The organism is Sphingobacterium sp. 1.A.5, assembly GCF_002734235.1.
In the GTDB taxonomy this organism is placed as follows: Bacteria; Bacteroidota; Bacteroidia; order Sphingobacteriales; family Sphingobacteriaceae; genus Sphingobacterium; species Sphingobacterium daejeonense.
This window is the reverse complement of sequence record NZ_PEBA01000001.1, coordinates 64,343-77,277: the sequence shown is the minus strand read 5'-3', so window position 1 is coordinate 77,277 and position 12,935 is coordinate 64,343. Positions and strand designations below refer to the sequence as shown.

Genomic DNA, 12,935 nt, shown 5'->3' with positions numbered 1-12,935 from the left:
TTTTCGTATCTTTGCCGCATGGCAAGAGAAATTTACGAAACCAAGCGAAAAGCGTTAAAAATTAACCTTAATCCTGATATTTACGGGACTTTTGCAGAAATCGGAGCAGGACAGGAAGTCGCCCGCAATTTCTTCGAAGCAGGTGCCGCATCCGGAACCATTGCGAAGACAATGTCAGCTTATGACATGGCCTTCAGTGACGCAATCTATGGAGTAGAAGATTCAGGAAGATATGTGAGCAGAACAAGGCTCACAAAAATGCTTGACCATGAATACAACCTGCTAACAGAACGCCTTCATGGCGAAAAATACTGCAGTAAAACATTCTTCGCTTTTGCCGATACCGTAACAACCCTTAACTTCACTAAAACTAACGAACCTCATGGATGGATAGGAATCAGATTCCAACATGAAGTCGGCGGCCCTACAAACGATATCATTATCCACGTAAGGCTATTGGACAGTGACAATAGATTGCAGACCAAAGTATTGGGGATATTAGGGGTAAATCTAGTTTTTGCAGCATATTACTACTCAGAGAACCCACAGACAATGATCGAATCTCTTGTCGACAACCTATCAGTAGGTTCTGTGGAAATCGACCTGGTGAAAGTTTCAGGCCCATTGTTTGAAAAGGCAAATGAACGCCTGTTGAACCTGTATTTAATCGCAAAAGGATTCTCCAAAGCTGCCATCTTCAAACCTGATGGAAAAGCAGCGCAGATAAAAGACTATCTATACAAAAAGAACATCATCATCCTGCGCACCAAATATCGCCAGAAATCAAATCCTAACTTTGATCTCTTTAACCTCGCTGTCGAGGAGTTCCTAAAGAATACAAAGGCAGTTCCAGAAAACACGGTTGTGCTGATCGAGGTACTGATGGGGAATGTTCTGGATGAAAACACCAATATATCCAATGAAGATTTGATCTATTTCGCCGAACGTGCAGAATACCTATGTTCCACAGGAAACAATATCTTGGTTTCAAACTTCAGAAGGAACAACCACTTGGCAGAGTTCGTTCAGACTTTCAAACCAAAGCATGTCGGCATCGCAACAAATACGGCCAATTTGAAGAATATCTTCAACACCGATAATTACAACAAAGAAAACTACACAAACGAACTCCTAAGCTATATCTCAGGGATGTTCAGTAAAAACGTGAAGCTATATGCATACCCTTATCTGGACAAAAAATCAGATAAAATTATAACCACCAAAAATCTCCCTGTAGCCGAAGAAGCTAAACCTTTGTTTGACTTCCTAATCAACAATAGATATATCGTGGATATCGAAAACTATGACGAGAAATTCGTAAAAACAGTATAAGAATATATCAAATAGAAAGGGGCAAAATTTTATTTGCCCCTTTCTATTATAAATACTTTTTAAGGACTGAATACAGAATCTTCAGATCATGCTCAGTTAAGGTCGCACTGCTCACATCCATCTGAGTATAGTGATGCTTAAACCCTTTAATCGCAGCATCTAAATTCTTTACGTCATAGCCTATAACTTTTAATGCAATCTTCGGATCAAATCCAATAGGCGGATTCTCCAAAACATCATCATACCAATATCCAAAACCCTTTTCAGCTAAAATCTTCCACGGGAATCGTGAAGGATCATTCTTCCGCGTTGGAGCATAGTCCATATGGCCGATAAAGTTTGCCTGAGGGATTTTATAAGTTTCTTTCAAATAAGCCAACAATTGAACCAAGGCATTGATCTGAACCTCTGGCCATGGATCACTGCTTCCATTATTGTCCAGTTCTATCCCAATAGATGATGAGTTCATGTCGGTATCATTGCCCCAACGGCCTAAACCAGCATGATGAGCACGGTATAGATCATTCACCATTTGGACCACTTTCCCATCTCGACCAATCACATAATGTGAGCTAACACCAACCTTTTCATTATGAAAGGTTCTCACCGTTTGATCCAAATCTTTCTGTGCAGTATGATGGATCATAACATAATTTGGCTTTCTAACACCAAAATTTGTCGAAGCAATCCATTCCTTATTATTGGTATTAACTCTTTCCAACTGCCCTTTTACAGGCGCTTCCTTATAAACTTCAGAAAAGTCTTTCGCTTTCTTCTTATAAATTTTCTCTGTGCTAGCATACTTTCCACCCCCACAAGAGCTAAGTGCTAAGGCAACAGTAAAATAAACTAAGTATCTTTTTATCATCATTAAAAATTAATTAATTTCTGCTATAAGGCATCTACAACAAATTCTGGTCGATCCATTCCCGGTTCCAGTTCAATGATCTGTAAGTTTCTAAACTCCATTTTTGCACCTTCCGCCTCTAAACAAAGATAGCCTTTACGCTTAGATGCAAAGCGGATGCTGTTTACAAATTTTCCATTTACAGCGAGTTTCACAGTTCCATCAACGCATACAACCGTATACTTGTTCCATTCTCCAACACCAAGACATCTGTTCTCCAGCGATTTGCTGCGCACTCCCCTTGGATTATCTGGCGATGCGGTCATTCCTCCAGCACCAAACAACTCCCCATGGACATAAGCAATGGGCTGTTGTTGTCCATTAACAGCATGCTGGTTCACCCAATCCAACTCCAACATCTGCACTTCCATTCCCATTGGCAGCCTGGAATTAGGGTCAGCTTTAGCATCACACCACACAAAAATCCCCGAATTACCCCCCTTCTCCAAATGACGCCACTCAACGTGCATAATAAAATTCTCATACATCTTCTCCGACCTTACAACACCAATCGGATTACCACTGTTCTGCAGCAATTTGCCCTTCGCCTTCCAAGTCGTATCAGAAGTGTTAACATCAAACCATTGAATAGGCTTGCCCTTTCCTTTGCCATTCAAAATGGATTCATCAAAACTCTTTTCAACACCAAATTGAAAAAGTTTCTGCTGAGCTACCGCAAATTGGATACCTAAAAAAAGAAAACTAAAGATAATGAGGATAGAAATATAGGTTTTCATGTTCTAATGTTGTTGTTTGAAAACCTAAAATAAGAAAAACTTATAGGACTCTTTCCACATCCCTAAAATGAAAAAAGCCTTTGCTCAAAAATAGAGCAAAGGCTTTATGAATATGTATGCAGAAATCTATTAAATCTCTGCGTATGCTTCCATTGGAGGACATGAACAGATCAATGTTCTGTCACCTTGAGAATCATTAACACGACCTACTGAAGGCCAGAATTTGTTGACTCTTAAGTACTCAATAGGATAAGCAGCAGTTTGACGTGAATATGGTCTGTCCCATTCGTCTACAGTTACTACTCTTGCAGTGTGTGGAGCATTTTTCAAGACATTGTCTTTTTGATCAGCATCACCACTTTCAACCGCAGCAATTTCAGAACGGATAGCAATCAATGCATCAGAGAACCTGTCTAACTCTGCTTTAGACTCAGACTCCGTTGGCTCAACCATTAAGGTACCAGCAACAGGGAATGAAACAGTTGGAGCATGGAAACCATAGTCCATTAAACGCTTAGCGATATCGGCAACTTCGATTCCGGCATTTTTGAAGCCACGACAATCCAAAATCATCTCGTGTGCACAACGACCATTCGCACCAGCATATAATACTGGGTAATGTTGCTCTAAACGAGCTTTAATATAATTTGCGTTCAAGATTGCTGTTTTGGTTGCATTGGTTAATCCTTCAGCACCCATCATAGCGATATATGCATGAGAAATAACTAAAATTGAAGCAGAACCAAATGGAGCAGCAGAAACTGCAGAGATACCTTCTTCTCCTGAAATCTCTATAATCTCATGGTTAGGCAAGAAAGGAACCAAGTGTTCCGCTACACCGATAGGACCCATACCTGGACCACCACCACCATGTGGAATACAGAATGTCTTGTGCAAGTTTAAGTGACAAACGTCAGCTCCGATAAATCCAGGACTTGTCAAGCCTACCTGAGCATTCATATTTGCTCCGTCCATATATACCTGACCACCATTTTCATGTATGATATTACAGATCTCAATAATAGGCTCCTCAAATACACCGTGAGTAGATGGATAAGTAACCATTAATGAATTTAAGTGAGCAGCATGCTCAGTTGCTTTCGCTCTTAAATCCTCAACATCAATATTTCCACGTTCGTCACATTTAACAACCACAACTTTTAATCCTGCCATCGATGCAGAAGCTGGGTTTGTACCATGCGCAGAAGCAGGAATCAAACAGATGTTTCTCTCAAAGTCACCACGGCTATGGTGATAAGCACGGATTACCATTAATCCAGCATATTCACCTTGAGCACCTGAGTTTGGTTGGAATGACATCTTAGCAAAACCAGTAATCTCACACAACCAATCGTTTAATTCATTGATCAATTGCATATATCCTCCTGTTTGGTCAGCTGGCGCAAATGGATGCAAGCCTCCAAAACGTGCCCAAGTCACAGGAACCATCTCTGTTGTTGCATTCAATTTCATTGTACATGATCCCAAAGGAATCATAGAATGACACAAAGAAAGATCTTTTGCCTCAAGAGACTTGATATAACGTAGCATCTCACTTTCTGAGTGGTAGCTGTTAAATACAGGGTGGGTTAAGTATTCTGAAGATCTTTCCAATTCCTCAGGAATAGAAGTACCGATCTCCTTAACCAATGATTCCAAATCTACATCATTAGCAGATTTTCCTTTGATTTTAGCAAATACCTTAACAATAGTCTGGATATCTTCAAAAGTTGTTGTTTCATCGATTGAAATTCCTACAGTACCATCTTGGTAGAAGAAATTTACTTCATTGTTCAAAGCTTCACTTTTCAATCCACCAACTTCTTCACCTAATTCAAAACGAAGAGTATCAAAGTAAGATTTATTTACTTGTTTGTATCCTAATGCTTGAATAGCTTTATCAGTCAGTTTGGTCAGATCGTTGATGCGCTGAGCAATATTTTTGATGCCTTGAGGACCATGATATACAGCGTAGAATGATGCCATAATAGCCAATAGAGCTTGAGCAGTACAGATGTTTGAAGAAGCTTTATCTCTACGAATATGTTGTTCACGTGTCTGTAAGGCCATACGCAATGCATATTCACCGTTCGAATCAGAAGTTACGCCAATGATTCTTCCTGGAATATTACGTTTGTAGCTATCTTTAGTAGCGAAAAATGCTGCGTGAGGTCCACCAAATCCCATTGGTACACCAAAGCGTTGTGAGTTACCTACCACAACATCAGCACCCCATTCTCCTGGAGGCGTCAATAATGCCAAAGACATTAAATCTGTAGCCACACAAACCGTGATATCTTTATCATGAGCATATGCAGCAAATTCTTTATAGTCATTTACAGTACCGTCGGCAGCTGGATATTGTACAAATGTTGCAAACACATCGTCAGTCAGATTTTCGATTGTTAGGTCAGCAACACGGATCTCAACACCAAATGGAACAGCTCTAGTTTGTAAAACGTCTAAAGTTTGAGGGTAAACATTTGGAGTAACCAAGAAAACATTAGCATCTTTATTCTTACGAGTGCTGTACAGCATAAACATACCTTCTGCTGCTGCAGTAGCCTCATCCAATAAGGATGCATTCGCGATTTCCAAACCTGTTAAGTCCGAAACCATTGTTTGGAAGTTTAATAATGCTTGAAGACGTCCTTGAGCGATTTCAGCTTGGTATGGTGTATATTGTGTATACCATCCTGGATTCTCGAAAACATTACGTTGAATAACTCCTGGAAGGATTACATCATTATATCCTTGACCGATATACGACTTGAAAACCTTGTTTTTTTCTGCTATTTGAGCGATTTTTTCCAAATAAGCAACTTCGCTAAGCGCTGGAGGAAGATTTAAAGCTTGTTTCTTGCGGATTTGTGCAGGAACGGTCTGCTCGATCAGTTCATCTACTGACCCAACACCAAGCACGTTTAACATTTCCTCTACTTGGGCAGAGCTAGGACCATTATGACGATCCTCAAATTTTTCTTGGTAAAATACGTTACTCATTTTCGTATTGATTGTAACTTTTGAGACTGATTAACTATCTGTTATCCATAATATTTAAATAGAATTCCTATTCAAAAATTTAGATGTGCAAAGATACGGTTTTTAAAGGTAATTTTAATGGACACCATCAGTTGAAAAACTTTTATTAACACATCAATCGATTGCATACTTTTTTGAATTACAAACAATATTTCCCTCAATAATTTAGCATTGTAGTAGCGAATCCTTTCATTTATTTTAAATGAACAAAATTATACAACATCAGAACACATAGATACGACTCAACAATTTGACCTAGGTATTAAAAAAACGGCAATAAATCCCCCAAAACATTTAATTTTCTGCATTAAACTACCAATCTTTGATACCTTTATTTTAGCATTAAAGGACTTAATATTAAATATTTACAATAATTTTTATCATTATATTTAAAATAGGAATCTTTGCTAATTTAGGCCTGAATCAATTTATAAATGTATGCTTAAATTAAACGTTAGGAATGAAACCAACCGCCTGTCTGCCGTCATATTAGGAATAGCAAATAGCAATGGCTCCACTCCTACTGCCGAAGAAGCCTATGACCCAAAATCATTAGAACACATCCTTGCAGGAACATATCCCAGTGAATCAGATATGGTATTCGAACTAACAGCGTTCAAAGATGTGTTAAACAGATATGGTGTGGAAGTTTACCGCCCTGAAACCATAGAAAACCTGAACCAGATATTTACCAGAGATATAGGATTCGTAATCGACGACTATTTCATCAAATCCAATATCCTCCCCGATAGAGCAAAAGAATGGGAAGCAATTCTTTACATCATTGATCAAATCGACCCCCAAAAAGTAATTACAGCTCCTGAACATATACATATGGAAGGTGGAGATGTAATCCTATGGAAAGAATATATTTTTATTGGAACTTATTCCGGAGAAGACTATTCTCAAATAAATACCGCAAGGACCAATAAAGCCGGTGTAGAATTTATTAAAGAAAAGTTCCCGAATAAAATTGTCAAAGATTTTGATCTAATCAAGTCTATGACAAACCCAAGAGCAAATGCCTTGCACCTGGACTGTTGTTTTCAACCTGTTGGCGAAGAAAAAGCGATCATATTTCCAGGAGGATTCAGAAAAAAAGAAGACGTTGATTTTCTAAAAGACCTTTTTGGTGAAAACAACTTATTTCAAATCTCAGCGGATGAGATGTATGAAATGTTCTCCAATGTTTTCTCCATATCCCCAAATGTAGTAGTTAGTGAAAAGAACTTTACTCGGCTGAACAATTGGCTGCGAGAGCAAAATATAATTGTTGAGGAAATCCCTTACCATGAAATCGGAAAACAAGAAGGCTTACTTCGTTGTTCTACTTTACCCCTAATAAGAAAATAATGCAAACGACCAATACAGTCCTCATGGTGAGACCCTTCTATTTTAGAAGGAATGAAGAAACTGCTGTGAACAATTTTTTTCAAGCAGAAAACGAAAGAACCGATAGATTGGCAGATCTCGCGGTAACTGAATTCGACAACTTTGTGAATATCCTAAAAGCCGCAGGGATAAAGGTCGTTGTTGTCCAAGATCCAGGAAGATTAGATACCCCAGATAGTATTTTCCCTAACAATGTAATATCATTCCATCATAATAAGGCGATCATTTATCCCATGTTTGCCGAAAACAGAAGAAATGAACGTTTACTCAATTATTTGGGCAAATTGGACATGAACGGGATCCATTTTGAAAAAACACAAGATTATACCGCTTGGGAAGAAAACAATAAATTCTTAGAGGGAACTGGTTCAATGATCTTGGATCGGGTAAATAAAATTGCTTATTGCTCTTTGTCAGATAGAGCAAATGAGGAGTTGTTTCATATCTTCTGCGAAGACCAAGGCTATGAACCGGTAGTGTTTCATGCAACACAAACATTAGGAGACCTTTTCTACCCCATCTACCATACCAACGTCATGATGTCGATAGGAACGAACTTCAGCTTGATCTGTTTGGAGGTTATAAGAACTGAAGAAGAAAGAGAACTTGTAAAGTCAAAATTATTGGCTACCGGAAAAGATATCATTGTCATTACGGAAGATCAGATGAATCATTTTGCAGGAAATATTCTCGAGGTCAAGAATATTGAGGGCGATCCCATTATCTGCATGAGCTCTCAAGCATTTGAGGCTTTAGAAGATGAACAAAAAGAGCAATTAGAGCAACATGGCAAAATAATCCATGCGCCATTATTCAGTATTGAGAAATACGGTGGTGGCAGCGCAAGATGTATGATGGCTGAGGTTTTCAATTAAGAAAACCTCCGCTATTAAAAACTATCTTTTGCAATCTCCCGCCTTACCCGGCTCAAGCTTTCAGGAGTAATACCTAAATACGAAGCAATCATCCACTGAGGCACCCGTAACAATAGATTTGGGTACAGCTTAATAAATTCTAAATACCGCTCTTTGGCAGTCATTGCTAGCAGGGAATTGATCCTGCGCTGAAGATAATAGATGCTTCGCTGTAATGACTTCTCTGTAAACAAGGAAAACTCAAATCTCAATTTTGCAGCTTCTGAAAAGAAGTTTGGATGCAAAAAAACAACTTTACTAGGCTCTATGGCTTTGATATAATATAGAGATGGCTCGTCAAAATACATGCTGGAACGATCGGCCATCAGCCAGTTCTCAGGCGCAAATTGCAGGATATGTTCAACACCCTTTTCATCAAGCGAAACAAATTGTAATAATCCCTCGTCCACAAAAAGAAAATGCTTACATACCTCGCCAGCACGTAAGATCAATTGATTGTGAGACAATTCACGAAACTCAAAATAGGGAAGCAACTTCTCAAAATCACAGTCATCCAATAAAGCTTTCTCGGTATAATACTTATAGAAATTACTGCCTATCAGGTCTTTCATGTCCATATTAATAAAGTATAGTGAATTTGAAATCCAATGGATTAAAGCTTTTTACCAAATCTGGGATCAATTCAGGGCCATGTTTCAGGTATAATTCCGCAAAATTCTCGGTCCGTTCCTTCAAAGCCCCTTTTGGAAACAGCTTTTCTTTTATCCTATCAATTTGAATCAAGGCATCTTCATGATTTCTTTTCTCGGCCTTGAGCAATTTTTTCTCGAGATTGTTTACAGCCTTCTTTAACCTTGCTTTTACGGCATCGGTACTAGGGCCAAGACTGGGGTCTATTTTATGGGCCCTTAATTTTATCTTACCAAAGATAGAGTTAAACTCCATCCATTCATCATGCAAGTTCAGTCGGTGTTTCGTAATCCGTTTGACGTAATCTTTCTTTAACGTTTCTGAAGGTTTAAAAATACTCTTGAAGGTAAAGTCCAGTCTAAATATTTTACCTGCCATTTGATCATCTGTAATCATGGCGGAATTTCGAGGAATCAAAATTGGAAATTGAACCTTATACTGATCAAAATTGGCTTTTAATTGCAGCCAATAAACGATTTCTGCTCCTCCACCGATATAAGCAAGGTTGGGCAATATCACCTCTTCGTACATAGGCCTCATCACCACATTAGGGCTGAATCGCTCAGGATGTGACTGAATTTCTTTTTTGAGCTCTGCTTCAGTAAAAAACAAATCCTGGTGCAAAACCTTAAACCTTCCATCTTCAAGATGAACAATTCGCTCCCTGAATTCGTCAGTAAGATAAAAGAAATTGATCTCACGAGCATGCACTTGAGTCGAAAATCCAGCTTCAAGTAATTGAGCCGAAGTTTGCTCAATGGCCTTAAAGCTTTTTTCTTTCAAAATATCCTCCTCCATTATCGTAGCAAAAACCTTCTTCAGCTCTTTACGGTCAGCATCCAATATAATTAAGCCATATTGTTTGAATAACGAATTGACAAAGACCCTGGTTGCATCTGCCAAGCTTCTGCCTTTTAAATACGCCTCCTCAACCAATTTAGTGAGTTCTGTGGCGTTTTCAGATAAACCAAAGGTATTGCAATAGGTCTTTACAGTTTCACGAATCGTGTCCGTGCTTATCCTTCCGGTTGCCGCGTGTTTGTCCACTTCCCATGAAATCTTCTTGCCAAATACGCGGGTGTGGTTAATTTCCTCAAAGTCATGATCCTCAGTAGCCATCCAATAAACAGGGACAAATTCTTTGTCAGGAAATTTTTCCTTGAGATCTTGTGCCAATTTGATTGCAGTAACTATTTTGAAGATAAAATATAAGGGACCTGTGAAGATATTTAATTGATGGCCAGTGGTGACCGTATAAGTGTTTTCGTCCTTTAATCGGATAATGTTCTGAGCCACTTCGGGCGAAGTGTCCAATAGATCCGCATATTGATCACTTAATACTTGTGTCAACAGCTCTCGATGAGCAAAATTCTTCTTCTTACTCATCTGTTCCCCAAAACCATTGTAATCAGGCTTATTGCCATAAAATGGAGCTAATGCTTCATTTTGGCCGAGATAAGCTATTAAGGTCTTGGAAAAACTGTTAGTGTCGTTATAATCAATATATGTGGCTTTCATTTACCGTTTTTAAACTTTTACAAATGTATACGCAATCAGTATACAAAATACAAAAATTTAAAAAAAGCACGACTACTCACCACAATTGTTATAGTTATTTGACAATATTGCCGTATAAATCAAAGTCCTCAGCTCGGTCTACTTTTACCTGAACGAAGTCTCCGATTCTTGCGTAATTATTCTTGGCTTCCAATACAACTTCATTATCAACTTCTGGTGAGTCAAATTCTGTTCTGCCGATAAAATAATCGCCATCTACCCTATCCACCAAAACTTTAAAGGTCTTTCCAACTTTTTCTTGGTTGATGTCATACGAAATGCCTTGTTGAACCTCCATGATTTGATCTACACGATCCTGCTTAACTTCCTCAGGAACATCGTCATTCAAATCATAAGCATGAGTTTTCTCCTCATGTGAATAAGTAAAACACCCTAAACGGTCAAATCTTGTCTCTTCAACCCATTCCAACATCTCCTGAAAATCCTGCTCCGTTTCACCGGGGTAACCGCAAATAAGAGTCGTTCTTAATGCAATATCAGGAACTTTATCACGAATTTGGTTTACTAAATCAATCTGTTTTTGTTTGGTAGTTCCTCTACGCATAGACTTCAACATCGAGTCAGAAATATGCTGTAGGGGCATATCCAAGTAATTACAGATATTGGAACGCTCATTCATGGCGTCTAAGATATCCATCGGAAAACCGGATGGGTATGCATATTGTAAACGGATCCAATCAATCCCTTCAACATCAGAAAGATGTCTCAAAAGATCAGATAAATTACGCTTGCCATAAATGTCCAATCCGTAATAGGTTAGATCCTGAGCAATTAAAATCAATTCTTTCGTGCCATTGGAAGCCAAAAATTTAGCTTCTTTGACCAGGTCATCAATCGATTTTGACACATGTTTACCACGCATCAAAGGAATCGCACAGAATGAACATGGACGGTTACAACCCTCAGCAATTTTAAAATAAGAAAAATGTGAAGGCGTAGTCAGCAAACGCTCCCCTAATAATTCAAGTCGGTAATCAGCTCCTATGGTCGATAATAATTCAGGAAGATCATTTGTACCGAAAAATGCATCAACACTAGGGATTTCAGATTGCAATTCTGGCTTATACCGCTCCGATAAACAGCCCGTAACGATTACTTTATTAACTTTTCCCTGATCTTTCAGTTCTGAAAATTGTAGAATAGTATCAATGGACTCTTGCTTAGCATTGTCAATAAACCCACAGGTATTAATTACGACAATGTCATTCGCCTGAATATTGCTTGCTTCATGCACAACTTCCATCTGATTGCCTTTTAACTGGCCCATCAGAACTTCACTATCGTGTATATTTTTAGAGCAACCCAAGGTCACCACGTTCACACGTGGTTTTGCTACACTGGGAGCAATTTTTGATTGTTTCGTTTTCATATTATGTTGTAGCCTACTTAAATAGCGAGTCTACAAAGTCTTTTTTGTTAAATAATTGCAAATCACCGATCTTCTCTCCCACTCCAATATATTTAACAGGAATTTTAAACTGATCTGAGATTCCGATCACGACGCCACCTTTGGCAGTACCATCTAATTTTGTCAACGCCAGGGCGTTCACATCAGTTGCTTGGGTAAATTGTGTCGCTTGCTCGATTGCATTTTGGCCAGTTGAAGCATCCAAAACCAATAGAATTTCGTGTGGAGCATCAGGAATTACCTTTTGCATCACATTCTTGATCTTGGTAAGCTCATTCATTAAGCCTACTTTATTGTGCAATCGTCCTGCTGTATCAATTATCGCTACGTCATCTCCATTTGCTACTGCAGATTTAACGGTGTCAAATGCAACTGAAGCAGGGTCTGATCCCATCGGTTGGGCAACAACACGTACTCCTACCCGATCACCCCACAATTGGATTTGATCTACCGCAGCAGCTCTAAACGTATCCGCAGCACCCAACACAACCTTGTTGCCAGCTTCTTTTAATTGATGCGCAAGCTTTCCAATAGTGGTTGTTTTACCAACGCCATTGACTCCAACGACCATAATCACGTATGGTTTTTGATTTCCATATTCAAAAGATTCAAAATCGTTGCTGTTATTTTCTGCCAATAATCCTTGAATCTCATCTTTTAGGAGGCGGTTCAAGTCATCAGTAGTAACATATTTGTCTTGAGCAGCGCGTTTTTGGATACGGTCCACGATCTTCAGGGTTGTTGTAACCCCAACATCTGAAGTGACCAATACTTCTTCCAGATTATCCAACACCTCATCATCAATGGTAGACTTCCCTACAACTGCTTTAGTAATCTTGCTGAAAAAACCTTCTTTGGTCTTTTCTAAACCTTTGTCCAAAGCCTCTTGAGCTTCAGGTGTTTCTTGCTTCTTTTTAAAAAAATCAAATAATCCCATGATGGATATGTTATAGATAATGGATTCTGAACAGTAT

At 38.8% G+C, this 12,935-nt stretch carries 10 protein-coding genes; 3 read left to right on the top strand and 7 right to left on the bottom strand.

Annotated features, from left to right (window positions below; all coding sequences use genetic code 11):
- Positions 1 to 18: 18 nt before the first annotated feature.
- On the top strand, positions 19 to 1,332 hold the full coding sequence (locus CRT24_RS00385; RefSeq protein ID WP_099369282.1) for a nicotinamide mononucleotide adenylyltransferase: 1,314 nt from the start codon (positions 19 to 21) through the stop codon (positions 1,330 to 1,332).
- A 46-nt stretch (positions 1,333 to 1,378) separates the two neighbouring features.
- Here CRT24_RS00385 and CRT24_RS00380 read toward each other — a convergent pair whose 3' ends face one another.
- The 3 genes from CRT24_RS00380 to gcvP all read right to left on the bottom strand — a co-directional run bounded on the left by CRT24_RS00380 (position 1,379) and on the right by gcvP (position 5,979).
- Positions 1,379 to 2,203: an N-acetylmuramoyl-L-alanine amidase gene (locus tag CRT24_RS00380; protein ID WP_257213892.1), complete on the bottom strand. Its 825-nt coding sequence runs from the start codon at positions 2,201 to 2,203 to the stop codon at positions 1,379 to 1,381.
- A 20-nt stretch (positions 2,204 to 2,223) separates the two neighbouring features.
- A complete protein-coding gene (locus CRT24_RS00375) occupies positions 2,224 to 2,976 on the bottom strand; it encodes a DUF1080 domain-containing protein (RefSeq protein WP_099369280.1) in 753 nt (250 codons plus the stop codon).
- Positions 2,977 to 3,105: 129 nt separating this feature from the next.
- On the bottom strand, positions 3,106 to 5,979 hold the full coding sequence (gene gcvP, locus CRT24_RS00370; protein ID WP_099369279.1) for an aminomethyl-transferring glycine dehydrogenase: 2,874 nt from the start codon (positions 5,977 to 5,979) through the stop codon (positions 3,106 to 3,108).
- 477 nt (positions 5,980 to 6,456) lie between these two features.
- On the opposite strand from gcvP, the gene CRT24_RS00365 reads away from it, so the two are divergent.
- On the top strand, positions 6,457 to 7,371 hold the full coding sequence (locus CRT24_RS00365) for a dimethylarginine dimethylaminohydrolase family protein (protein WP_099369278.1): 915 nt from the start codon (positions 6,457 to 6,459) through the stop codon (positions 7,369 to 7,371).
- Complete coding sequence (gene ctlX / locus CRT24_RS00360; protein ID WP_099369277.1) at positions 7,371 to 8,285, top strand: citrulline utilization hydrolase CtlX; 915 nt, start codon at positions 7,371 to 7,373, stop codon at positions 8,283 to 8,285. The genes CRT24_RS00365 and ctlX overlap by 1 nt, the downstream gene beginning before the upstream one ends.
- A gap of 14 nt (positions 8,286 to 8,299) precedes the next feature.
- Here ctlX and CRT24_RS00355 read toward each other — a convergent pair whose 3' ends face one another.
- The 4 genes from CRT24_RS00355 to ftsY form a co-directional block, all read right to left on the bottom strand.
- Positions 8,300 to 8,902 (bottom strand): Crp/Fnr family transcriptional regulator, encoded by a 603-nt coding sequence (locus CRT24_RS00355; protein ID WP_218962547.1) that lies wholly within the window; start codon positions 8,900 to 8,902, stop codon positions 8,300 to 8,302.
- Position 8,903: 1 nt separating this feature from the next.
- Positions 8,904 to 10,493 (bottom strand): bacillithiol biosynthesis cysteine-adding enzyme BshC, encoded by a 1,590-nt coding sequence (gene bshC / locus CRT24_RS00350; RefSeq protein WP_099369276.1) that lies wholly within the window; start codon positions 10,491 to 10,493, stop codon positions 8,904 to 8,906.
- Positions 10,494 to 10,587: 94 nt separating this feature from the next.
- Positions 10,588 to 11,922: a 30S ribosomal protein S12 methylthiotransferase RimO gene (gene rimO / locus CRT24_RS00345; RefSeq protein ID WP_099369275.1), complete on the bottom strand. Its 1,335-nt coding sequence runs from the start codon at positions 11,920 to 11,922 to the stop codon at positions 10,588 to 10,590.
- A gap of 13 nt (positions 11,923 to 11,935) precedes the next feature.
- On the bottom strand, positions 11,936 to 12,898 hold the full coding sequence (gene ftsY, locus CRT24_RS00340) for a signal recognition particle-docking protein FtsY (RefSeq protein WP_099369274.1): 963 nt from the start codon (positions 12,896 to 12,898) through the stop codon (positions 11,936 to 11,938).
- Positions 12,899 to 12,935: the final 37 nt, after the last annotated feature.